A 22,850-nucleotide genomic window follows, 5' to 3' on the forward strand; every position below is an offset into this window, starting at 1 on the left:
TCGCGAGCGGCGCGGCGCTGCCGGCCTGGCTGAGCTTCGATGCGCAGACGCAGACGTTCCAGGCCGCGGCGAATGCACCCACGGGCACCTACGAGATCGCGGTCAGCGCCAAGGACCCCTGGGGCGCGCAGGCGGCGCAGCGTTTCGCCGTGACCGTGCAGGCCTCCACCATCACGGGCACCTCGCGCAACGACACGCTGACGGGCACTGCGGCCAACGACACGATCGACGGGCTGGCCGGCGCGGACACCATGTCGGGCGGCGCGGGCGACGACACCTACATCGTGGACAACACGGGCGACCGGGTGGTGGAGGCGGCCAATGCCGGTACCGACACGGTGATGTCGAGCGTGACGTACACGCTCGCGGCCAACGTGGAGAACCTCGTGCTCACAGGCTCAGGCGCGATCAACGGCACGGGCAACGGCCTGGACAACCGCCTCACGGGCAATGCGGGCACCAACGTCCTCACGGGCGGCGCGGGCGCCGACTATTTGGACGGCGGAGCCGGGGCCGACACGCTGGTGGGCGGGCTGGGCAACGACACGTACTGGCTGGCGCGAGGCCACGGCACGGACACGATCCAGGAGAACGACAGCACCAGCGGCAACCAGGACATCGCGAAGTTCGCGGGGGACGTGTCGTCGCGGCAGCTCTGGTTCCGCAAGGCGGGCAACAACCTGGAGGTGAGCATCATCGGCACGAGCGACAAGTTCGTGGTGACGGACTGGTACCGGGGTTCGCAGTACCAACTGGAGCGCTTCGAGGCCGGCGATGGCAGGGCGCTGCAGGCCAATCAGGTGCAGAGCCTGGTGCAGGCGATGGCGTCGTTCTCGCCGCCGGCGGCGGGGCAGACGCAACTGCCGGCGAACTACCAGAGCAGCCTGGAGACCACGCTCGCTGCGAGTTGGAAGTGACTGAAGGGGCTTGGCGCATCGGGCGCCGGGCCCGGTGCGGGCGTCAGCCTGGGGAGAGGCTGCCCTGGCGCTTGCGCTCCCTCAGCATGAACAGGTACAGGCCCTCCACCTTCTCGCGGGCCCAGGGCGTCTTGCGCAGGAATTTCAGGCTGGAGGCGACGCTCGGGTCGCTCTGGAAGCAGCGCACGGGAATGCGCTCGGCCAGGCCCTTCCATCCGAAGTGCTGCTGCAGCGCCACCACCATGGCTTCCAGGGTGATGCCGTGCAGCGGGTTGCGGGGCTGGGCGGGGGCGCCGGAGGGCGGCGGGGCGGAGTCGTTCATAGGGCGCCGAGCATAGACGCACGGCGCCGTGCCGTGGCCGGCGGGGGTCAGTGCTGCAGCAGGCGTTCCCGGGAGAACAGTTCCGCGGTCCAGTCCACGAAGGCACGCACCTTGGCGCTCAGGTGGCGGTTGGGTGGATAGACCACGTACACCGGCAGCAGCGGGTGGCCCCACTCGGTCAGGATGCGCACCAGCTCGCCGCTCTCCAGGTGCCGGTCGGCCTGCAGCGTCGTGACCTGCCCCACGCCGCGCCCGGCCAGCACGGCCGCCATGTAGGCGTTGCTTTCGTTCACCGAGAGCTGCGCCGGCCCGCCGATCTCGATCGATTCGCCGTCGCGGTGGAATTCCAGCGGATAGCGGCGCGAGGTGCGCGGCGAGAAGAAGATCACGCTCTTGTGCCCCCGCTCCAGGTCCAGCGGCTCGCGGGGCGTGCCGTGGCGCGCGAGGTAGGCGGGCGAGGCCACGGTGATGAACTCCAGCTGCCCGATGCGCCGCGCCACCAGCGACTGGTCGATGAGGTCGCCGCCCCGGATCACGCAGTCCACGTTGTCGCCGATCAGGTCCACGGTGCGGTCGCTCACGCCCAGGTCGAGCTGGATGTCCGGGTAGCGGGCCTGGAACTCCTCCAGCCGGGGGATGATGAGCAGGCGCGCCATCGCGGTGCTCACGTCCACGCGCAGGCGGCCGCTGGGCGTGGCGCGCGCGTGCGTCATGCTGGCCTCGATGTCGTCGAAATCGGCCAGCAGCCGCACCACGCGGTCGTAGTAGGCCGCGCCGTCGGGCGTCACGGTGACGCGGCGCGTGGTGCGGTTGAGCAGGCGCACGCGCAGGCGTGCCTCCAGCGCCTGGATGTGCTTGGTCACGGTGGCTTTGGGCAGCTGCAGGGAGTCGGCCGCGCGCGTGAACGTGCCGGCTTCCACCACCCGCGCGTAGATGCGCATGGCCTGGATCTGGTCCATGGCGTTCCTTCCTTCGGGCCCCCGATGGGGCGGAAAGGATTCTCACACGCGGCATGCGGCCCGATTGTTCGGGGATCGGAAACAGTGCGGCCCGCTTCGCCTGGTTTATCGTCGGCGATCGCGCCCCTACATTTCCTGTACCGGCCTGCTGCCGGGCACACCGCCATGTCCACCACTTCGCACACACCTTCCGCCCGCTCCGAATCCACCATTGCGGTGGGGCCGGGGCAGGACGTCGCCGTGCGGATGTACGGCCGCAAGAAAGCCGGCGAGACGTCGCCGCTGGTCGTGCATTTCCACGGCGGGGCGTTCGTGTCGGGAGACCTCGACAGCGGCTGCACCGTGGCCGGGCTGCTGCAGGAGGCGGGCGCGCTGGTGGTGTCCGTGGCCTATCCGCTGGCGCCCGAGCATCCGTTTCCGCAGCCCCAGGAGAGCGGCTATGCCGTGCTGCGGTGGGCGTTCAAGTACCGCGCGCGGCTGGCCGGTGCCGGTGCGCCGGTGTACGTGGCGGGCGAGGAGGCGGGCGGCAATCTGGCGGCGGGCGTGTGCCTGATGGCGCGCGACCAGTCCCATCCGCCGCTGGCGGGGCAGATCCTGGTCTCGCCCATGCTCGATCCCTGCGTGGGCACCCCGTCGCTGCGCGCGGCCACGTGCGATGCGACGGCCGGTCGCTGGGCCGACGGGTGGGAGAAGTTCCTGCGCTGCGCGCGCGATGCCGAGCACCCCTATGCCGTGCCGGGCACGGCCCAGCGCCTGGCGGGCCTGCCGCCCACGCTGCTGCTGGTGGGCGATACCGACCCGATGCACGACGAAGCCCTGGCCTATGCGGCGCGCCTGGAGGCCGCGGGCCTCGTGGTGAACCTCCATGTGCTGAGGAAGGCCGAGCGGTGGCCCGATGCGCTGCTGCAGCCCGGCCCGCAACCTTGCCCCTGCGCGGACGAGGCGCGCGAGCGCCTGCGCCGCTTCTTCGAGGCCACCCGATGTCCGGCGGCGCGCTGATGCGGCCCGGGCGCTGAGCCCCGGGGTTTTTCGCAAGAGGGTGTTGACCTCGACAAAGGTTGAGGTTTGACAATCCCGCGCCATCAGGGCCTTCGCGGCCTTGCCGTTTTCCATCCTGCCTTTTTGATTTTTCCGGCCTGCCGTGCCGGAGGGACGGGTGTTGTCCGAATCACTGGTTTTTTTCGACGTTCGAGTTTGCAAGACACGGAGGATCTCCCATGCCATCGCCTTCTTTCCTTTTCTCGCCCGCGCGCCGCTGGTGGACCGCCGCCGGGGCCACGGCCGCGCTGGTCGCCACCGCGGGCGCGGTGTTCGGGCTCTCCAGCTCGCATGCCGAGTCGCCTGCCGCGAACGCGGCGCCGCCGGCCGTGCCCGTTTCGGTAGCCGCCGTGCTGCAGCAGGAGGTCACGCTGTGGGACGAGTTCTCGGGCCGCCTGGAGGCCGTGCAGCGCGTGGAGGTGCGCCCCCGCGTGGCCGGCGCCGTGCAGGCCGTGCATTTCCGCGAGGGCGCGCTGGTGAAGCAGGGCGACCTGCTCTTCACCGTGGACCCGGCGCCCTACGCCGCCGAGGTGGACCGCGCCGAGGCACAGGTGGTCGCGGCGCAGGCCCGCCTCTCGTACACCCGCAGCGAGATGGAGCGCTCCACGCGCCTGTGGGAAGAGCGCGCCATCGCCCAGCGCGAGCACGACGAGCGCGTGAATGCCCAGCGCGAGGCCGACGCCAATCTGCGCGCCGCGCAGGCCGCGCTGCAGACCGCGCGCCTGAACCTGGGCTACACCCAGGTGCGTGCGCCGGTCGCGGGCCGTGCGGGCCGCGTCGAGGTCACGGTGGGCAATCTCGTGGCCTCGGGGCCCGGCGCGCCGATGCTCACCACGCTGGTGTCCGTGAGCCCGATCTACGCGAGCTTCGACACCGACGAGCAGGTGGTCACGCGCGCGCTGGAGGGCCTGCGCTCGGGCAAGAGCGCCCGCTCGCTGATCGAGAGCATCGCCGTGCAGATGGGCACGGGCACCAGCGGCGGAACGCCCCATGCGGGCCACCTGCAGCTCATCGACAACCAGGTGGATGCCCGCAGCGGCACGGTGCGCGTGCGCGCCGTGTTCGACAACGCCGACGGCGCCCTCATCCCCGGGCAGTTCGCGCGCATCCGCATGGCGCAGCCGCGCAGCACGCAGGCCGTGCTCATCAACGAGCGCGCCGTGGGCACGGACCAGAGCAAGAAGTTCGTGCTGGTGGTGGGCGAGGGCAACCAGGCGCAGTACCGCGAGGTGCAACTGGGCGCGCCGGTGGACGGCCTGCGCATCGTCACCGCGGGGCTGAAGGCCGGCGAGCGCATCGTCGTCAACGGCCTGCAGCGCGTGCGCCCCGGCATGCAGGTCGCGCCGCAGGACGTGCCCATGGCCTCCAAGGCGGAGCTGGCCGGCGAGGGCGCGCAGGCGCGCGCCGCCGCGCGCCAGCCCGCGGCCTGAACGGGCGAGGGCGCATCCCGAGAAAGACAAGGACATGAATCTCTCCCGCTTCTTCATCGACCGCCCCATCTTCGCGGGCGTGCTGTCGGTGCTCATCTTCCTGGCCGGGCTCATCGCCATGCGCGTGCTGCCGATCTCGGAGTACCCCGAGGTCGCGCCGCCCTCCGTGGTGGTGCGCGCCACGTACCCGGGCGCCAGCCCCCGGGTGATCGCCGAGACCGTCGCCACGCCGCTGGAGGAATCCATCAACGGCGTGGAAGGCATGCTCTACATGGGCAGCCAGGCCACCACCGACGGCGTGATGACGCTCACCGTCACCTTCCAGCTGGGCACCGACCCCGACAAGGCGCAGCAGCTCGTGCAGAACCGCGTTTCGCAGGCCGAGCCGCGCCTGCCCGAGGAGGTGCGGCGCCTGGGCGTGACCACCGTCAAGAGCGCGCCGGACCTGACCATGGTGGTGCACATGGTGTCGCCCAACGGGCGTTACGGCATCGACTACCTGCGCAACTACGCCGTGCTCAACGTCAAGGACCGGCTCGCGCGCATCCAGGGCGTGGGGCAGGTGCAGATCTTCGGCGGCGGCGACTACTCCATGCGCGCCTGGCTCGATCCGCAGAAGGTCGCGCAGCGCGGGCTGTCGGCCGGCGACGTGGTGGCCGCCATCCGCGGGCAGAACGTGCAGGCCGCCGCCGGCGTGGTGGGCGCGTCGCCCGGGCTGCCGGGCGTGGACATGCAGCTCTCGATCAACGCCCAGGGCCGCCTCACGAGCGAGGAGGAGTTCGGCGACATCATCGTCAAGACGGGCGCGGACGGCGCGGTGACGCGATTGCGCGACGTGGCCCGCCTGGAGCTGGGCGCGGCCGACTATTCGCTGCGATCGCTGCTCAACAACGACCCGGCCGTGGGCATGGGCATCTTCCAGGCGCCGGGCTCCAACGCGCTCGACATCTCCGCCAACGTGCACGCCACCATGGCGGAGCTGCAAAAGCACATGCCCGAGGGCGTGGAGTTCCGCATCGCCTACGACCCCACGCAGTTCGTGCGCGCCTCCATCCGGTCGGTGGTGCAGACGCTGCTGGAGGCCATCGCGCTCGTGGTGGTCGTGGTGATCCTGTTCCTGCAGACGTGGCGCGCGTCCATCATCCCGCTGCTGGCCGTGCCGGTGTCGGTGGTGGGCACGTTCGCGGTGCTGCACCTGCTGGGCTTCTCGATCAACGCGCTGTCGCTCTTCGGCCTGGTGCTGGCCATCGGCATCGTGGTGGACGACGCCATCGTGGTGGTGGAGAACGTGGAGCGCAACATCGAGGCCGGCCTCACCCCGCGCGAGGCCACCTACCGCGCCATGCGCGAGGTCTCGGGCCCCATCATCGCCATCGCGCTGGTGCTGGTGGCGGTGTTCGTGCCGCTGGCCTTCATCAGCGGGCTCACGGGGCAGTTCTACCGGCAGTTCGCGGTCACCATCGCGATCTCCACGGTGATCTCGGCCATCAACTCGCTCACGCTCTCGCCCGCGCTCAGCGCGCTGCTGCTGAAGGGCCACCACGAGCCGAAGGACGCGCTCACGCGCGGCATGGACCGGGTGCTGGGCGGCTTCTTCCGGCGCTTCAACCGCGTATTCCACCGGGGCTCCGAGGCCTACGGCGGCGGCGTGCGCCGCGTGATCGGCCGCAAGGCGCTGATGCTGGCGATCTACCTGGCGCTGGTGGGCGTCACCTGGGGCCTGTTCAAGGCCGTGCCGGGCGGCTTCGTGCCCGCGCAGGACAAGCAGTACCTGGTGGGCTTCGCGCAGCTGCCCGACGGCGCCACGCTGGACCGCACCGAGGACGTGATCCGCCGCATGGGCGAGATCGCCAGGAAGAACCCCAACGTGGAGGACGCCATCGCCTTCCCAGGCCTGTCGATCAACGGCTTCACCAACAGCTCCAACTCCGGCATCGTGTTCGTCACGCTCAAGCCCTTCGCCGAGCGCCGGCGCGGCGACCAGAGCGGCGGCGCGGTGGCGGGGCAGTTGAACCAGGCCTTCGGCGGCATCCAGGATGCGTTCATCGCCATGTTCCCGCCGCCGCCGGTGGCGGGCCTGGGCACCACGGGCGGCTTCAAGCTGCAGATCGAGGACCGCGCGTCGCTCGGCTACGAGGCCATGGACGCGGCCGTGAAGGCCTTCATGGCCAAGGCCTACCAGACGCCCGAGCTGGCCGGCCTCTTCACGAGCTGGCAGGTCAACGTGCCGCAGCTCTACGCCAACATCGACCGCACCAAGGCGCGGCAGCTCGGCGTGCCCGTGACCGACATCTTCGAGACGCTGCAGATCTACCTGGGGAGCCTCTACGCGAACGACTTCAACCAGTTCGGCCGCACCTACAGCGTGCGCGTGCAGGCCGACGCGGCCCACCGCGCGCGGCCCGAGGACGTGGGCCTGCTCAAGGTGCGCTCCGCCACGGGCGAGATGGTGCCGCTGTCGGCGCTGATGAAAGTGGAGCCCAGCTTCGGCCCCGAGCGCGCCATGCGCTACAACGGCTTCCTGGCCGCCGACGTGAATGGCGGGCCCGCGCCCGGCTTCTCGTCGGGGCAGGCCCAGGCCGCCGTCGAGCGCATCGCCGCCGAGACGCTGCCGCAGGGCATCGCCTTCGAGTGGACCGAGCTGACCTACCAGGAGATCCTGGCCGGCAACTCGGCCGTGCTGGTGTTCCCCCTCGCCATCCTGCTCGTCTTCCTGGTGCTGGCCGCGCAGTACGAAAGCCTCACGCTGCCGATCGCCATCATCCTCATCGTGCCCATGGGCCTGCTGGCGGCCATGGCGGGCGTGTGGCTCAGCGGTGGCGACAACAACGTGTTCACGCAGATCGGGCTCATCGTGCTGGTGGGGCTGTCGGCCAAGAACGCGATCCTGATCGTGGAGTTCGCGCGCGAGCTGGAGTTCGCCGGGCGCACACCCGTGCAGGCCGCGATCGAGGCGAGCCGCCTGCGGCTGCGGCCCATCCTCATGACCTCGCTGGCCTTCGTGATGGGCGTGCTGCCGCTGGTGCTCTCCACCGGCGCGGGCTCGGAGATGCGCAGCGCCATGGGCGTGGCCGTGTTCGCCGGGATGATCGGGGTGACGGCCTTCGGCCTGTTCCTCACGCCCGTGTTCTACGTGGCGCTGCGCCGCCTGGCCGGCAACCGGCCGCTGCAGCACCACGGCGGCCACACCGCGCCGCTGACCGAGCCCGGCCACGGCGCCGCGGCCCACCCCGTGCTGGCGGCCCCCCGTGGAGACCATGAATGAGCGACCCGAGTGAACGAGGAACCGTTGCGATGAACCCCTTCCGGACGATGTCTTCCGCGAGGCCCCTGCGGCTGGCCTCGCTGGCCGCGGCCCTGGTGCTGGCCGGCTGCATGGGCGCGCCGCTCGCGCCGGCGGACCCCCATGCGGGCGTGGCCGTGCCCGCCGCGTTCGCCCAGGCCGGTGCCGGCGCGCCGTCGTGGACCACCGCGCCGCCCGCCGAGGCGCAGCCGCGCGGCGCCTGGTGGCTCGCCTTCCAGGACCCCGTGCTCGCCGCCCTGGTGGAGCGCGCGGGCGATGCCAACACCGACGTGCGCCAGGCCGCCGCGCGCCTGGCCGAGGCGCGGGCGCTGCTGCGCTCGGCCGATGCCGACCGCGCGCCGCAGCTGGGCGTCTCCACCGGCGTGACCCGGCAGGCCGGCGCCAACACGGCGGGCGGGGCCACGCCCGCCACGCTGGGCACGGCCGGCCTGAACGCGTCGTACGAGCTGGACCTGTTCGGCCGCCTGGCCCGCGCCAGCGACGCCGCCCGCCTGGATGCCGAGGCGCGCGCGGCGCTGCTGCGCAGCACGCGCCTGCTGGTGCAGGCCGACGTGGCGCAGACCTATCTGCAACTGCGCTCCGTGCAGGCCGAGCGCGCGCTGGTGGATGAAAGCCTCGCGGCCTACCGCGATACGCTGCGCCTCACGCAGCGGCGCTACCAGGCCGGCGACGTGGCCGAGCTGGACCTGGCCCGCGTGCGCACCGAGGTGGCCGCGACCGAGGCCGAGGCCCTGGCGCTGGAGCGCCAGCAGGTGCTGCAGCAGAACGCGCTGGCCGTGCTGGCGGGCGACGTGGCCGGGGGCTTCGCCGTGGCGCCGGCCCCGGGCGATGCGGTGCTGCCGGTGATTCCGGCGGGCGTGCCGGGCACGGTGCTCGCGCGCCGGCCCGACGTGTCCGCCGCGCAGTCGGCGGTGCTGGCCGCGCAGGCGCGCGTGGGCGTGGCGCAGGCCGCGTGGTTCCCGGCCGTCACGCTCACGGGCAGCGGCGGCTATGCCTCGCCCGAGCTGGGCGACCTCTTCCGGTGGTCGTCCCGCGCCTGGAGCGTGGGGGCGCTGCTTTCGCTGCCCCTCTTCGACGGCGGCCGCCGCGCCGCGCAGGAAGAGGGCGCCCGGGCCCGGCTGGACGAGGCCCTGGCCGCGCACCGGGGCCAGGTGCTCGCGGCCTTCCGCGAGGTGGAGGACCAGCTCGGCAGCCTGCGCCTGCTCGCGGCCCAGGCCGAGGCCCAGGGCCGCGCGGTGGATGCTTCGGCGCGCGCCACGCAGCTCTCCGATTCGCGCTACCGCAACGGCTTCGTGAGCCAGCTCGAACTGCTGGACGCGCGCCGCAGCGAGCTGCGCAACCGTCGGCAGGCCCTGCAGGTGCGCACCGCGCAGTACACGGCCACCGTGGGCCTGATCCGCGCGCTGGGCGGCGGCTGGGGCGAGGAGGCTGCCCGCCTTGGCGCCGCGCCGGCAGGCGCCATCGTGGCCCGGGCGCCGGACCCGGGGCCGGCATCGGAGTGACGGCCACGCTGCCCCGGCCTGCTCCGGTGGAGCAGGGTCCGCTGGCCCTGCGCTTCGTTATCCATGGGATTGCCGATGCGCATGTGAAGGTCCGCAGCATGGGAAACACGCCGCGCGGCGGTCGCCCCGGTGCCTGCGGGGATGTGCCAACGGGCCTATAGTGCCCCTTTGCCGCCGCGCCCGGGCCTCCCGGCCCGGGCGCGGCCGGGGCCCCGCACGGCGCGGGCCCGCCATCCCCCGTTTCTTCCACCCTCTCACCTACCGCAGGAGCAGATTGCATGACCTACCCGAGCACACGCCTTTTCATTGCCGGTGAATGGCAGGATGCTGCCGATGGCAAGACCATCGCCGTGCACAACCCGGCCACGGGCAAGGAAATCGGCCGCGTGGCCCATGCCGGCAAGGCCGACCTGGACCGCGCCCTGGCAGCCGCGCAGAAGGGCTTCGAAGTCTGGCGCGACATCCCCGCCGTGGAGCGCGCCCGCACCATGCGCCGCGCCGCCGCGCTGATGCGCGAGCGCGCCGACGCCATCGCCCGCATCCTCACGCTGGAGCAGGGCAAGCCGCTGGCCGAGGCCCGGATGGAGGCCAATGCCGCCGCCGACATCATCGAATGGTTCGCCGACGAGGGCCAGCGCATCTACGGCCGCATCGTGCCCGCGCGCGGCAGCCTCGCCGTGCGCCAGCTGGTGCTCAAGGACCCCGTGGGCCCCGTGGCGGCCTTCACGCCCTGGAACTTCCCCATCAACCAGGTGGTGCGCAAGCTGGCCGCCGCCCTGGCCTCGGGCTGCTCGATCCTCGTGAAGGCGCCCGAGGAGACGCCCGCGAGCCCCGCCGAGCTGATCCGCGCGTTCGCCGATGCCGGCGTGCCGGCCGGCGCCGTGGGCCTGGTCTATGGCAACCCCGCCGAGATCTCCGGCTACCTCATCCCGCACCCGGTCATCCGCAAGGTCACCTTCACCGGCTCCACGCCCGTGGGCAAGCAGCTCGCGGCGCTGGCGGGCCAGCACATGAAGCGCGTGACCATGGAGCTGGGCGGCCACGCCCCGGTGATCGTGGCTGAGGACGCCGACGTGGAACTGGCCATCAAGGCCGCGGGCGGCGCCAAGTTCCGCAACGCCGGGCAGGTCTGCATCTCGCCCACGCGCTTCCTGGTGCACGAGAGCATCCGCAAGGACTTCGTGGCCGCGCTCGCGCGCCATGCCCAGGGCCTGAAGGTGGGCGACGGCCTGGCCGAGGGCACGCAGATGGGCCCGCTGGCCAACCCGCGCCGCATCACCGCCATGGCCGAGCTGCTGCAGGATGCCGTGCAGCACGGCGCCCAGCTGGCCGCCGGTGGCGAGCGCATCGGCAGCGAGGGCAACTTCTTCCAGCCCACGGTGCTCAACGACGTGCCCCTGTCGGCCCGCATCTTCAACGAGGAACCCTTCGGCCCCGTGGCCGCCGTGCGCGGCTTCGAGAAGATCGAGGACGCCATCGCCGAGGCCAACCGCCTGCCATACGGCCTGGCGGGCTATGCCTTCACGAGCTCGCTGAAATACGCGCACCTGCTCTCGCAGCGCCTGGAGGTGGGCATGCTGTGGATCAACCAGCCCGCATCGCCGTCGGCCGAGCTGCCGTTCGGCGGGCTCAAGGATTCGGGCTATGGCTCCGAGGGCGGCCCCGAGGCGCTGGAGGCCCATCTCAACACGCGCGCGGTGTCGATCACGAACGTTTGAGTCCGGCGGCGGGCGCCCGCCGCCCGGTGGGTTTCGTGAGGAACTGTGGCGGAATACGCATTGGCGTCGTTGCGCCGGCTGCGTATTCGCGCGGCCCATATGACAATGCGTCCTATTGCTCAAAGAGTGTTTCTGGTAGGGCCGCATTCATGAAATCCACCGAGCAGCATGGAGAGGCCGGCATCGCCTCCGTATCGTCCGATGGCCGGGTAACGCTCGAACCCCAGCGGCTGAAGGCGCTGCGCCTGCAGCGCGGCCTGAGCCAGGAGGCGCTGGCCGCGCACTGCTTCGCGCAGCGGCTGTGTGTGTCCATCGCGTCCATCAAGCGCGCCGAGTGCGGCAGGCCCGTGCTCTACCGGACCGCGCGGCACCTGGCGCAAGCGTATGGCGTGCCGCTGGAGGGCATGCTCGCCGGGGCGCCGGCTTCTCTGCTCTCCGCTGGGCAAGAGGCGCAGGACGGGGCGGGCTCGGAGCCGCAAGAGGCCCAGGACGCGGCATTCGCCGTCGGCGATGGCGCGGCGCTCCGCAGCGTGGTGGTGCTGACGATCCCCTCGGCCGGCGGGGCGGCCGATCTGGCCGAGGCCATGCGCCTCGTCGCGCAGTTCGGCGGGCTGCCGGTTCCCGCGCCGCAGGCATGGCTGCAGGCGGTGTTCGGGCTGCCGCGGGCGTTCTGCAGCGATGCGGAGCGCTGCGTGGAGTGCGCCGTGGCGCTACGGCGGCGCCTGGGTGCGGCCTGCGGCGGCATCGTGGTGCGGCAGGGCGAATGGGCCGACGGCGCGCTGTGGTGGCCGACGGGCACGCGGCCTGCGCCCCCCGTCCATGGTCCGGGCGTGCGGCTGCCGGACGTCCTGGTGGAGCAGACCTGCGCCGCGCTGCTCTGGGACGAGTTCGATTTCGGCTTGCTTGCGCAAGAGGGCGCGGCTGCGTCCTACCGGGTGTTGGAGACGGGCGCCGCGGAGTCGGCGGGCCGGCCCCGGCGGCCGCTGATCGGGCGCTACGCACAGTTGCAGCAGTTCAAGGTGATCCTGGATGCCGCCCGCGAGATGCAATGCGGGCACGTGGTGCACGTGCGCGGCGTGGCGGGCATCGGCAAGTCGCGGCTGGTGCGCGAATTCGCGGACATCGCGCGCCAGTGGGGCTTCGCGTGCCATGAATCCGGCGCGCTCGATTTCGGCGCGGAGGCGGCCGTCTCGCCGTGGCGGCGGATCGCCCGCGGCCTGCTGGGTTGCCCGGAGTCCGAGGGCCCGGGCGCGGCGGGGGCGGCGCAGGACGCCGCCGCCTGGGCGGAAGGGCTGCTGCGCATCGGCCTGGAGCGCGAGCAGGCCGTGCCGCTGCAGGTCCTGCTGGGGCTGCCGCAGACCTCGGAGCAGGCGCTCGTTCTCGCGGGGATGGAGCATGGGGAGCGGCGGCGCTGCACCGTGGAGGCGCTGCGCACGATGATCCTGCATGCGGCGATGACGCAGCCGCTGGTGCTGATCCTGGAGGATTTGCACTGGGCCGACAGGCCCTTCCTCGACCTCTTCGCCCTGCTGCTGCCGCTGGTGAGCGGCGCCGCCATCACCTGGGTGCTGAGTTCGCGCATCGACGGCGACCCGCTGGATGCGCGCCTGCGCGCCAGCTGCGAAGACCAGCCGCTCACGGTGTTCGACCTGGGGCCGCTGCGGCGTGCGGAGGCCGAGGGGCTGGCACTGCAGTGCGGCCTGGGCGACGAGGATTACCGCAGCCAGTGCGTGGAGCGCGCGGCCGGCAACGCGCTCTTTCTCACCCAGTTGCTGATGTCGCCGCAGGGGCCGCTGCCCGACAGCCTGCGGCACCTGGTGCAGTCGCAGATCGATCGCCTGGAGCCCCAGGACCGCCGGGCACTGCGCATCGCGTCGGCCATGGGCCAGCAGTTCCCGCTGCCGCTGTTGCGCGAGATGCTGGGGGACCCCGGCTACCGCACCGACGGGCCGGAGCGCGCGAATCTGTTCAAGTCACCGGCGGGAGAGTGCGGCGCATTCGTGCATGCCCTGGTGATGGACTGCATCTACGAATCCACGGCGCCGGCCTGGCGCCGCCACATCCATGCGCGGCTGGCGGGGTTCTACCGGGAACGCGATGCCGTGCTCTGGGCCCGGCACCTGGGCCGCGCGGGCGACGCCCAGGCGGTGGCCGCCTACCTGCAGGCCATTCGCGGGCAGATGGCCCAGCACGGCTACGAATCGGCCACCGAACTGGTGGCGCAGTGCCGCCTGCTGGATATGTGCGCCTCCGATGGCCATGCGCTCGAGATGCTGGCCGCCGAGGCGGCGATGCGCACCATGCGCAACCCGGAGGCGCTGGCGAGCTACGGGCGGGCGCGCAGCCTGGCGGTGACCCCGCAGCAGCGCATCGACGCCGCCCTGGGCATGGCGGCGGTCCTCAACGTGCTGGACCGCACGGAAGAGGAAGAGGCGCTGCTCGATGGCCTCCACGAGGAAACGGCGCTCCACGGCTCGCAGGCCTCGCAGGCCCGCCTGCTGTACCTGAAGGGGAACATCTATTTCCCGCGCGGCGATTTCTCCGCCAGCCGGCAGCTCCACGGGCAGGCCCTGCGCCACGCCCGCCTGGGAGGCGACCGCGCGCTGGAGGCCCTGGCGCTGAGCGGCCTGGGCGACTCGCTCTATGCCCAGGGACGCATGGTGGAGGCGCATGCGGTGTTCGCGGACTGCCTGGATCTTTGCGAGGCGCACGGGCTGGTCAGCATCAAGGCATCCAACCGCTTCATGCGCGGCACGGCGCGCATTTACCTCGGGCGCACGGCCGAGGCGCTGGACGATGCCCTGTCCTCCGCGGACCTGGGGCACCGCGTGGGCAACCGGCGCGCGGAGATCGTCTCGCGCCTCACCGCCGGATGGGTGCTGCTCTCGATGGCGCGCCTGGACGATGCGCAGGCGCAGGTGGAGGAGGGGCTGGCGATCGCGCGCTCCATGGGGGCCGCGCGCTTCGAGCCGTTCCTTGCCGAATCCCTGGCGCGCATCCGGTTCGCCCAGGGGCAGCCCGACCGCGCGCTGAGCCTGATCCGCGAGGCCTGCGAGGGCGTGCAGCGGCTCCATCTCCAGCGGTTCATCGGCCCCTGGCTCATGGGCACGCTGGCGCTGCTCAGCGACGACGCGCAGGAGCGCAGCCAGGCCTTGTCGCGGGGCGAGGAGATGCTGGCGGCCGGCTGCGTGGCCCACAACCATTTCCGCTTCCATGTGGCCGCGGCCGAAGTGGCCCTGCTGCTCGGCGATGGGGCGGGAGCCGTGGCGCAGGCCGAGCGCCTGCGTGCGCTGGCCGGCGAGGAGGGGCCGTGCCCCTGGGTGGAGCACCACGCGCGCACGGTGGCCGCCTGTGCCCGGTGGCTGGACGTGCCCGGCGAGGACAACCGCGAGGTCTTGCGGACGCTGCGCCGCCAGGCCGACGAGGACGGCATGGCCCTCGTGATGCCCCGCCTGGATGCCCTGCTGCGCGGGGAGTGACGCGGCTCGGAAGGGCTTCGTTTTTGCGTGCGGCGCTTCGCGGAAAAAGTGGAAAAAGACCGATTTTCGCGGCGTTTTCTGGCGGGAATGGCCTGTTTTGTGGGCAGTTGATGCGCGGTTTGTAAAGGCTTCGTAACGGATTTTCCATCTGGCGGATCAGTTCGGTATCACAGGCGCGTGGCATCTTGAAGGCGCACCGGCCCGCAGGCATATTCGCCGGCAGTGCAACGAAACAGGGCAGCAATCATGTCAAACCACGTTGATGCAGACGACGTACTGCATGTGGCGATCATCGGCGGTGGAATCTCGGGGCTGGCATCGGCCTATTACCTGATGCAGCGCGCACGCCATCTCGGCGCGCGCCTGGACATCCACGTCTTCGAGGCCAAGCAGACCCTGGGAGGCAACGCCGACACCGTGGTGGTGGATCTGGCGCGCAGCACCGGGGAGGAGGCCGGCGAGCTGAGCTATCTGCGCTGGGCGGACCTGGGGGTGAACGACGCCAACCTCGCGACCTACGAGCGCATGCAGCGCGCGATGGAGGATGTCGGCTACCTCGACCACATGCGCCCGCTTTCCGACACCAAGTGCTGTTTCGGCCCGGACGGGGCCACGCTGTGGACCGACGGCGCGGGCGAGTGCGCGGACACCGCCACGGGCCTCGCGCATTCCGAGGGCGGGCTGCTGGCGCCCCTGATTCGCGCAGTGCACCGGGCCGCCATGGATCTGCGCGGCCACATCACGCTCGACTACACCTGCGACCGCTTCTTCCAGGATTGCCTGGACGACCCGGAGGGCATGCTGGGCGAGGCCGCGCGCGGCCTGGGCATCGCCATCGACTGGGCGTGCGCGGAACTGCCCGGGCGCATCGTGCGGGCGCGCGACCACTACTACTACCCGCGCATCGCCGCCATGTATTTCGCCGATCCCGACGGCCCCGGCGGCATGCCGCTGAAGGCGCCGCTGGAGTACTTCCGGCTGCAGGAGGGCAGCGAGTCGCCCCGGCGCTGCTACTTCGACCACGGCTCGCAGAAGTGGATCGAAACGCTGGCGGCCAACCTGGAGGCCCGCTCGGATGGGCAGGTCTCGGTATCGATCTGGACCGGCGAGCGCGCGCAGGTCCGGGTCATGGGCGATGCGGTGGAGGTGATGCATGCCGGCCAGACGCGCTTGTTCGACCTCTGCGTGATGGCCAACCATGCCGACGACGCCATGGGGGCGCTGTCGTTCGATACGGCCACCGCCGCCTTCGGCGCCCGCGTGGGCCGCATCCTGGACAGCGTGCGCTATGCGCGCAGCTATGCGGTGTGCCACACCTGCGCCGACCTGCTCCCGGACGAGCCGGGCGACTGGCGGACCTACAACATCGCCGCGCGCCCCGCGGACGCGCGGTACTGGCCCTACCACATCAACTACGTGGTGAATTTCCACCAGAACGACGACGCGCACCCGCAGGTCTGCCATGACGGCGCGCCGGCGTATTTCGTGTCGCTGGTGGACGACCTGCGCGCCATTCCGAGCGAGGACATGCTCGACCGCGTGGCCGGGATCTCCACGCTGCCCACCTCGCTGCGCGATGCCATTCCCGCATCGACCCTGCGCCAGATGGAGGCCGGGGAATTCGACGCCGGCTACCGGGACCCCCTGCAGTCCGGCGGTTCGGAACTGCAGAACAAGGCCTGGGCGGCGTTCAAGCACAACGTGCTCGACGCGTCCTGCATGCAGGCGCAGGTGGATATCCGCATCCTCAACGAAACCTTTGCGCAGGGCTGGAGCGAGGGCGAGGGCCGCGTGCCGTGCGCCGCCGTGCCGCCGCTCCTGTTCGTCGGCGGATGGACGCATGGCGCCGGGCTGCTGGAGCAGTGCATGGAGCAGGCCGAGGAGCTCAGCGATTGGGTGCTGCCGCACTGAGATCAGACGACACCCCCTGAGCCGCTTCGCGTCTTCCCCCTCTCTCGCCTCGCGATGCGATGCGGGAGGGGGACGCCGCCAGCGCGGCAGGGCGGCCCTTGCGCGGCGGCCACTGGCCTGGGCCGCGCCAGTTGCATGCGTTGCGGGTGGCGCGCAGCGCCATGGAAAACTGAAGTGAAACAACACCCCCCCTGAGGTGCAAAGCGCCACAGGGGGGTGGCTTCATTTCAAGAGTGCACTTCCCAGCCGCGCGCCTGCTGCAACAACTGCCGCAGGAAGGTCTCCGCGATGGGTGACAGGCGCTTGCCACGGGGCCACAGCACGTACCACGACGAAGGTACCGGCATCCGTTCGGCGCGCAGCACGGCCACGCCTTCCGTGGCGGGGTCGGCGGCGAGCGCGTGGCGCGAGACCAGGCCCAGGCCCATGCGCGCCGCCACCGACTGCTTGATGGCCTCGTTGCTGCCCAGTTCCAGCCGCACGCGCGGCGCGAAGCCCAGGGCCTTGAAGTGCTCGTCGGTGGCGAGCCTCGTGCCCGATCCCGTCTCGCGCAGGATGAAGGATTCCTTGCGCAACTGCTCCAGCCGCACGCGCCGGCGCGCGGCCAGGGGGTGGTCGTGCGCGGCGATGACCACCAGCGGATTGCCCAGTAGCACCTGCCGGTCGTGCGGCACGTTGCGCGGCGGGATCGAGAGGATGTAGAGGTCGTCCTCGTTGGCCAGCAGCCGCTGGACCACGCCGTCGCGGTTGAGCACCTGCAGCGAGACGTCCACGCCCGGGTGCTCGGCGCAGAAACGGCCGAGCATGCGCGGGATGAAGTACTTGGCCGTGCTGGCCACTGCCAGCCGCAGGCGGCCCTGGCTCACGCCCTTGAGCGCGGCCACGCGCTGCGAGAGCGTTTCCCATTCCGCCGCGATGGCCCGCGCCGTGGCCGCCGCGGCCTCGCCCGCCTGGGTGAGGTGCAGGCGCTTGCCGACGCGCTCGTAGAGCGGCAGCCCGATCGCGTCCGATAGCTCCTTGAGCTGCATCGAGGCGGTGGGCTGCGTCACGTGGCAATGGCGCGCGGCGCCGGTGATGGAGCCGGTCTCGGCGAGCGCCAGCATGAGCTGCAGCTGTCGGAAAGTGGCATGCATAGATGAAAGTCGATGGATGGGATCGAGAAGATCGATTTTTCAGGATTGTCCCGCAGCCCTAGCATTCCGGCACCATGAACCATCTTCTCGATCCCGCGATCCTGTTCTTCGTGCTGGGCCTGGCGGCCGGGCTCCTGCGCTCCAACCTGGAGATTCCCGCGCCGCTGTCGCGTTTTCTCTCGCTCTACCTGCTGATGGCGCTGGGGCTCAAGGGCGGCTTCGCGCTGGCCCAGTCCGGCTGGACGCAGCAGGTGGCGGCGGCGATGGCCTGCGCGGTGCTGCTGGCCCTGGTGGTGCCGGCCATCGCCTGGTGCGTGCTGCGCCGGCTGCTGCCGCCGTTCGACGCGGCGGCCGTGGCCGCCACCTATGGCAGCGTGAGCGCCGTGACCTTCGTCACGGCCAGCCACCTGCTGGAACAGCAGGGCACGCCCGCCGGCGGCTACATGGCCGCCGCGATGGCGCTGATGGAGTCGCCCGCCATCGTGCTGGCAGTGGTGCTGGCGCACTGGCTGCGGGCGCCGGCCGCCGCCGTCGTGCCCGTGGGCGGGCAGGCCGCGCTGGCGGCCGGGCCCGGCGCGGGCACCGGCCCCCGCGTGGCGGGGGTGCTGCGCGAGGCGCTGACCGATGGCGGCGCCGTGCTGCTGCTGGGCGCGCTGCTGGTGGGGCTGGTCACCGGCGAGAAGGGCGAGCAGGCCATGCACCCCTTCACCGTGGACCTGTTCAAGGGCCTGCTGGCGTTCTTCCTGCTGGACATGGGGTTGCTGACCGCGCGCAGCCTGGGCGGCCTGGGGGGCATGCGGCCGCTGCTGTGCCTGTTCGCCGTCGCCGGCCCCGTGGCGCATGGCCTGCTGGCCCTGGGGCTGGCCAAGGTCGCCGGGCTGGCCGTGCCCGAGGCCACCCTGCTGGCCGTGCTGGGCGCCAGCGCCTCGTACATCGCCGTGCCCGCCGTGCTGCGCCACGCCATGCCGGAGGCCCGGCCCGCGATCTACGTGGGGCTGTCGCTGGGGATCACGTTCCCGTTCAACCTGGTGCTGGGCATACCGCTGTACGGCGCGGTGGCGCGGTGGTGGCTGGGGTGATGCGGGCCGTTCCCGAGGCCCGGTGCCGCGTCAATAAACGATGTCGACGTGGTAGGTGTCGCCGGCCACCCGGATCGTCCTGGGCGCGATCTTCTCGGCGGTCTGCCACTGGGTGCTCATGCGGCCGAACAGGCCCATGTCCTGGTAGTTCTTGTAGCCGGCGTCTTCCCACATGACGTCGATCAGGGCGTAGTTGGGGCGGCTGTTGATCAAGAGGACGTGGATGGGTTCGGCATCGATCTTCAGCTTGCCGCCGACCGTCGCGGAGACGGTGGCGTCGAACGCGGCGTAGGTGGTGTCATCCACGAGTTCGCGAATGGCGCCCAGGATGACGGCGGTGCTTCGGGACGATTTTTCGAGGGAAAGCATGCGAGGGGGTCCGGTCAGTGGTGGCGTGCCGCATTGTGCCGGGCCCCGGTCATGGCGCCCCCGGAGGAGGCCCCGGCCGCCGCCCCGGCCGGGGCCCGCTTTCTCAGAACCGGTAGGTCGAGGTCAGCATGTAGGTGCGCGCCTGCCCGTAGAAGCAGTCGCCGCGCGCCAGGCACTGGGTGATCTGCACCTTGTCGGTCAGGTTGACCACGTTGAACGCCAGGCGCCAGTCGCCCGCGTCGTAGGCCACCATGGCGTCGGCGATGGCGGCCGAGGGCGTGCGGATGGCCGTGGTGCCGCTCCACTGCGAGCCGGTGTAGCGCACGCCGGCGCCCACGGTCCAGCCGCCGCGGCCTTCGGTGGCGAAGCGGTGCGAGAGCCAGGCCGACGCGGTGTGCCGGGGCACGCTGGCCACGGGCTGGCCCTGGTCGCCCGCGTTGCTGCGGGAGATCACGGCGTCGGTGTAGGCATAGCCCAGGGTGAAGTCCCAGGTCCGCGCGAGGCTGGCGGTGATCTCCGCCTCCAGGCCATTGGTCTTGGTCTCGCCGATCTGCACGCTGTTGAGCGGGTTGGCGGGGTCGGTGGTCTTGCGGTTCTTCTCGCGCAGCTGGTAGAGCGCCACGAAGCCGCTGATGCCCCGGCCCGGGGGCTGCCATTTCACGCCGGCCTCCCACTGCTCGCCGCGCTGGGGCTTGAAGGGCGTGCCGTACACGTCCACGCCGCCCAGGGGTTGGAAGGATTCCGAGTACCCCGCGTAGGGCGCCCAGCCGCCGTCCATCTGGTAGGTGGCGCCCAGGCGCTTGGTCCAGGCCTTGTCGTCCACGGCGGCGGCGGGGCGGCCCTCGGTGTCGGTCTTGGCGCTGTCGTGGCGCAGTCCCAGCGTGGCGGTCCAGCGGCCCCAGCGGATCTGGTCCTGCGCGTAGAAGCCCAGCTGCTTCTGCGCCACGTTGGGCTGGCGCACCAGCTGCGCGGCGGTGGGCGGCGTGAAGTTGCCGTACACGGGGTTGTAGGCGTCGATGGAGGAGGCGAGCGCGCGCCAGGCCTGCTGGCCCGTGTGGTTGCGCTGCGCGTCCATGCCGGCGAGCAGGGTGTGCTCGGTGGCGCCGGCCTGCAGCCGGCCTTCGAGCTGCGTGTCGATGAGCAGCATGCGGCCGGTGTTGACGTTCCACACGGCGTCGCGCGCCAGGGTGCGGCCGTTGGCGTCGAACACGGGGCGCGCGGGCCGGCCCGTGGCGGGGTTGGCTGTGAAGCTGGTGTAGAGGGTGCGGTAGTCCACGTCGCTCACGGTGCGGCGCAGGTTCTGGCGCAGCGTCCAGGCGTCGTTCAGGCGGTGGCTGAACAGATAGCCCCAGGAGTCGTTGGTGGTGTCGTAGGCGTCCCAGCCGGGCTCGCTGATGAAGGTGGAGCGCGGGATCTGCCCGTAGCGGCCGGGCAGGCCGGTGCCCTGCCACGGGAAGAAGCCGATCAGCGAGCCGCTCTTGTCCTTCTGGTGCAGGGCCTGCAGGGTGAGCGAGGTGTCGGCGTCGGGCTGCCAGGTGAGCGAGGGCATGAGCACCAGGCGGTCGTCGCTCACGTGGTCCACCTGCGATCCGCTGTCGCGGCCCACGGCCACGAGGCGGTAGAGCCAGCGGTCGTCGGCGTCGAGCTTGCCGGTGAGGTCGGTGGCGATCTGCTTGCGGCCGAAGTTGCCCACCTGCACCTGCACCTCGCGCAGGGCCTCGGCCTGCGGGCGCTTGCTGGTGAGGTTGAGCACGCCGCCCACGCTGCCCTGGCCGTAGAGCACCGAGGTGGGGCCGCGCAGGAACTCCACGCGCTCCAGCGTGTAGGGGTCGGGGCGGGTGGTGTTGTAGGTGCCGTAGCTGCGCAGCAGGCCGTCCTGGTACTGGGTGACCGTGGCGCCGCGCGCGTTGAAGCTGTCCACGCGGCTGTCGAAATAGTTGGAGACGGCGCCCGCCGTGTAGGCAGTGGCCTGCCGCAGCGTCTGCACGCCCTGGGCCTCCATCTGGTCGCGCGTGACCACGCTGATGGCCTGCGGGGTTTCGATCAGGGGCGTGTCGGTCTTGGTGGCCGAGAGCGCGCGGCGCGCGACGAAGCCGGCCACGGGGGCGGTGGGGTTCTCCTTCTCCGAGCCGGCGTTGACCGTGACGGGGGCGAGCGTGGCTTCCGCCGCGCCGGGCGCGGCCTGCTGCGCGTGGGCGGCCACGGCGCACAGCGTGGCCAGGGCGGCGGAGAGGGCGGCGGGCAACGTGCGGGGGCGCGCGGGCGGACGGGAGGTGTGCGGGAAAAGCGCGGGGTGCGGGGCGTGCAGTGAATGCGTCATGGCGGTGGTCCAGGCAAGGGCCGCCCACGGCGATGCTGCGATCGGCGCGGGAGGCGGATGGCGGAAAGAAAAGAGGCGGTGGATGGGGCGCGGGAGGGCTCCCGCGCCGGACCGCGCGCGGTGCGCGGTCCGTGGCGTGCGCGCCGGGCCCCGGCAGGGGGCCGCGTCAGCGCGTCAGCGCGCCGGAGCGGGCGGCAGCGCGGGCGATTCCATGCCCTCGGCCTGCGCGAAGGTGAGCGTGGTGAGGAAGGCCGTCTCGCCGTATTTCTCGCCTGCGCGCTCGCCGGCGGTCTTGTCGGCGTGCTTCACCTCGGCCACGTACTGGCCCTTCCAGGGCAGGGCGAACTGCACCGTGCCATCGGCGCCGGTGGTGGCCTCGCGCGCCCAGCCCGAGGGCGCCACCAGCGTCACATGGGCCTTGGGCAGCGGCTGGCCGTTGAAGACCACGCGCAGCTCGCCCGCGCGGCCGGTGGGCACCACGTCCAGCGGCGCCGTGGCCGCCACGGCCTGCGAGAGGCCGGCCACCCAGCGCGCGGCGGGGCGCCATTGCAGGGCGGGCTGGCCGCTCTTGCTGCGGTCGATGATCGGGTAGCCGGCTTCGGCCAGCAGCGTATCGGCGGCGGCCGGCAGGGTGTAGGCGAAGGCGGTGGCCGTCTTCTGGCCCTCGACGCGGGAGGCCGTGCCGGCGCGCTGCGCCTGCAGCACGGGCACGCCCTGGAACTTGTCCAGCGCGCCGGGCGACTTCTCGACCAGGCTGTCCGCGTACTCGCCGAAGTGCAGGCGGGCCTGCGTGCCGCTGGCCTCGATCCAGACCTGGTGGGCCTGCGCGGTGCCGGCGACGGCGCAGGCGGCGAAGAGGGCCAGGGCCCGGGGCTTGAGGGAATGGTGCATCGGAAAGCTCCTTCGAATCAAAGGGTTGGAAACTGGTTTGCTATCAAATGAATAGCTGAAAACGTAGCAAATACGGCGACATGGAGGCCCAAAGGCATGAGAACGCTGGTCAAGGCGGCTGGAGGGCCCCTCAGCCGGGCAGCAGGGCGGTCACCGCCGCCCAGGGCAGGCTCGCGATCAGCGCGCCCGCCGCCAGCGCCGGCACGCGGCGCGGCCACCAGGTGATGGCCGCCGTGGCCGCCAGGGCCGCGGCCGACAGCGCCACCGCCCACCACGTGGCCGCCAGCGGCACGCTGGCCGCGCGCGGCCAGAGCAGCGCCAGCATGAGCGAGAGCGCCAGCAGGCCCCAGCCCGCGCGGCGCAGCGCGCGCAGGCGCGGCTCGGCGGCCTCCTGGCCCCAGGCGTCCTCGTGGTGGCGGTCCAGCCCTAAGGCGATGCCGGACCAGCCGGCGAAGCAGATCAGCAGTTCCAGCATCGG

At 71.8% G+C, this 22,850-nt stretch carries 16 protein-coding genes; 9 read left to right on the forward strand and 7 right to left on the reverse strand.

What is annotated here, in order from left to right; all coding sequences use genetic code 11:
* The coding region (locus tag AX018_RS14725; RefSeq protein ID WP_245951561.1) for a calcium-binding protein at positions 1-917 on the forward strand (917 nt) is incomplete at its 5' end.
* A gap of 43 nt (positions 918-960) precedes the next feature.
* On the opposite strand, the gene AX018_RS14730 is transcribed toward AX018_RS14725, so the two are convergent.
* Positions 961-1,239 (reverse strand): VF530 family protein, encoded by a 279-nt coding sequence (locus AX018_RS14730; RefSeq protein WP_111878439.1) that lies wholly within the window; start codon positions 1,237-1,239, stop codon positions 961-963.
* 47 nt (positions 1,240-1,286) lie between these two features.
* A complete protein-coding gene (locus AX018_RS14735; RefSeq protein ID WP_111878443.1) occupies positions 1,287-2,198 on the reverse strand; it encodes a LysR family transcriptional regulator in 912 nt (303 codons plus the stop codon).
* A gap of 165 nt (positions 2,199-2,363) precedes the next feature.
* Here AX018_RS14735 and AX018_RS14740 point away from each other — a divergent pair, with 165 nt between their 5' ends.
* From AX018_RS14740 to AX018_RS25675, 7 genes are all read left to right on the forward strand, one after another.
* Entirely contained in the window at positions 2,364-3,197 is an 834-nt protein-coding gene (locus AX018_RS14740) for an alpha/beta hydrolase (RefSeq protein WP_111878448.1), read from the forward strand.
* 218 nt (positions 3,198-3,415) lie between these two features.
* Entirely contained in the window at positions 3,416-4,666 is a 1,251-nt protein-coding gene (locus AX018_RS14745) for an efflux RND transporter periplasmic adaptor subunit (RefSeq protein WP_111878450.1), read from the forward strand.
* 34 nt (positions 4,667-4,700) lie between these two features.
* Entirely contained in the window at positions 4,701-7,931 is a 3,231-nt protein-coding gene (locus AX018_RS14750) for an efflux RND transporter permease subunit (protein ID WP_111878452.1), read from the forward strand.
* A 29-nt stretch (positions 7,932-7,960) separates the two neighbouring features.
* Entirely contained in the window at positions 7,961-9,472 is a 1,512-nt protein-coding gene (locus tag AX018_RS14755) for an efflux transporter outer membrane subunit (RefSeq protein WP_111878455.1), read from the forward strand.
* 278 nt (positions 9,473-9,750) lie between these two features.
* A complete protein-coding gene (locus tag AX018_RS14760) occupies positions 9,751-11,190 on the forward strand; it encodes an NAD-dependent succinate-semialdehyde dehydrogenase (RefSeq protein ID WP_111878458.1) in 1,440 nt (479 codons plus the stop codon).
* A 149-nt stretch (positions 11,191-11,339) separates the two neighbouring features.
* A complete protein-coding gene (locus AX018_RS14765; protein WP_111878460.1) occupies positions 11,340-14,669 on the forward strand; it encodes an ATP-binding protein in 3,330 nt (1,109 codons plus the stop codon).
* A 246-nt stretch (positions 14,670-14,915) separates the two neighbouring features.
* Positions 14,916-16,580: an oleate hydratase gene (locus tag AX018_RS25675; protein WP_146749328.1), complete on the forward strand. Its 1,665-nt coding sequence runs from the start codon at positions 14,916-14,918 to the stop codon at positions 16,578-16,580.
* Between the two features lie 227 nt (positions 16,581-16,807).
* Here the strand turns inward: AX018_RS25675 and AX018_RS14780 are convergent, their stop codons facing one another.
* Entirely contained in the window at positions 16,808-17,713 is a 906-nt protein-coding gene (locus AX018_RS14780; RefSeq protein ID WP_111878465.1) for a LysR family transcriptional regulator, read from the reverse strand.
* 74 nt (positions 17,714-17,787) lie between these two features.
* On the opposite strand from AX018_RS14780, the gene AX018_RS14785 reads away from it, so the two are divergent.
* On the forward strand, positions 17,788-18,792 hold the full coding sequence (locus AX018_RS14785; RefSeq protein ID WP_111878467.1) for a sodium-dependent bicarbonate transport family permease: 1,005 nt from the start codon (positions 17,788-17,790) through the stop codon (positions 18,790-18,792).
* Between the two features lie 30 nt (positions 18,793-18,822).
* Here AX018_RS14785 and AX018_RS14790 read toward each other — a convergent pair whose 3' ends face one another.
* The 4 genes from AX018_RS14790 to AX018_RS14805 form a co-directional block, all read right to left on the reverse strand.
* Complete coding sequence (locus tag AX018_RS14790; RefSeq protein ID WP_111878470.1) at positions 18,823-19,161, reverse strand: hypothetical protein; 339 nt, start codon at positions 19,159-19,161, stop codon at positions 18,823-18,825.
* A 103-nt stretch (positions 19,162-19,264) separates the two neighbouring features.
* On the reverse strand, positions 19,265-21,481 hold the full coding sequence (locus tag AX018_RS14795) for a TonB-dependent siderophore receptor (protein WP_111878473.1): 2,217 nt from the start codon (positions 21,479-21,481) through the stop codon (positions 19,265-19,267).
* A gap of 174 nt (positions 21,482-21,655) precedes the next feature.
* Complete coding sequence (locus AX018_RS14800) at positions 21,656-22,372, reverse strand: DUF4198 domain-containing protein (RefSeq protein WP_111878475.1); 717 nt, start codon at positions 22,370-22,372, stop codon at positions 21,656-21,658.
* A gap of 130 nt (positions 22,373-22,502) precedes the next feature.
* Positions 22,503-22,847, reverse strand: coding sequence for a DUF3325 domain-containing protein (locus AX018_RS14805; protein ID WP_111878478.1), 345 nt, complete (start codon positions 22,845-22,847; stop codon positions 22,503-22,505).
* Positions 22,848-22,850 lie beyond the last annotated feature (3 nt).

Source organism: Paracidovorax anthurii (assembly GCF_003269065.1).
GTDB lineage: Bacteria > Pseudomonadota > Gammaproteobacteria > Burkholderiales > Burkholderiaceae_C > Paracidovorax > Paracidovorax anthurii.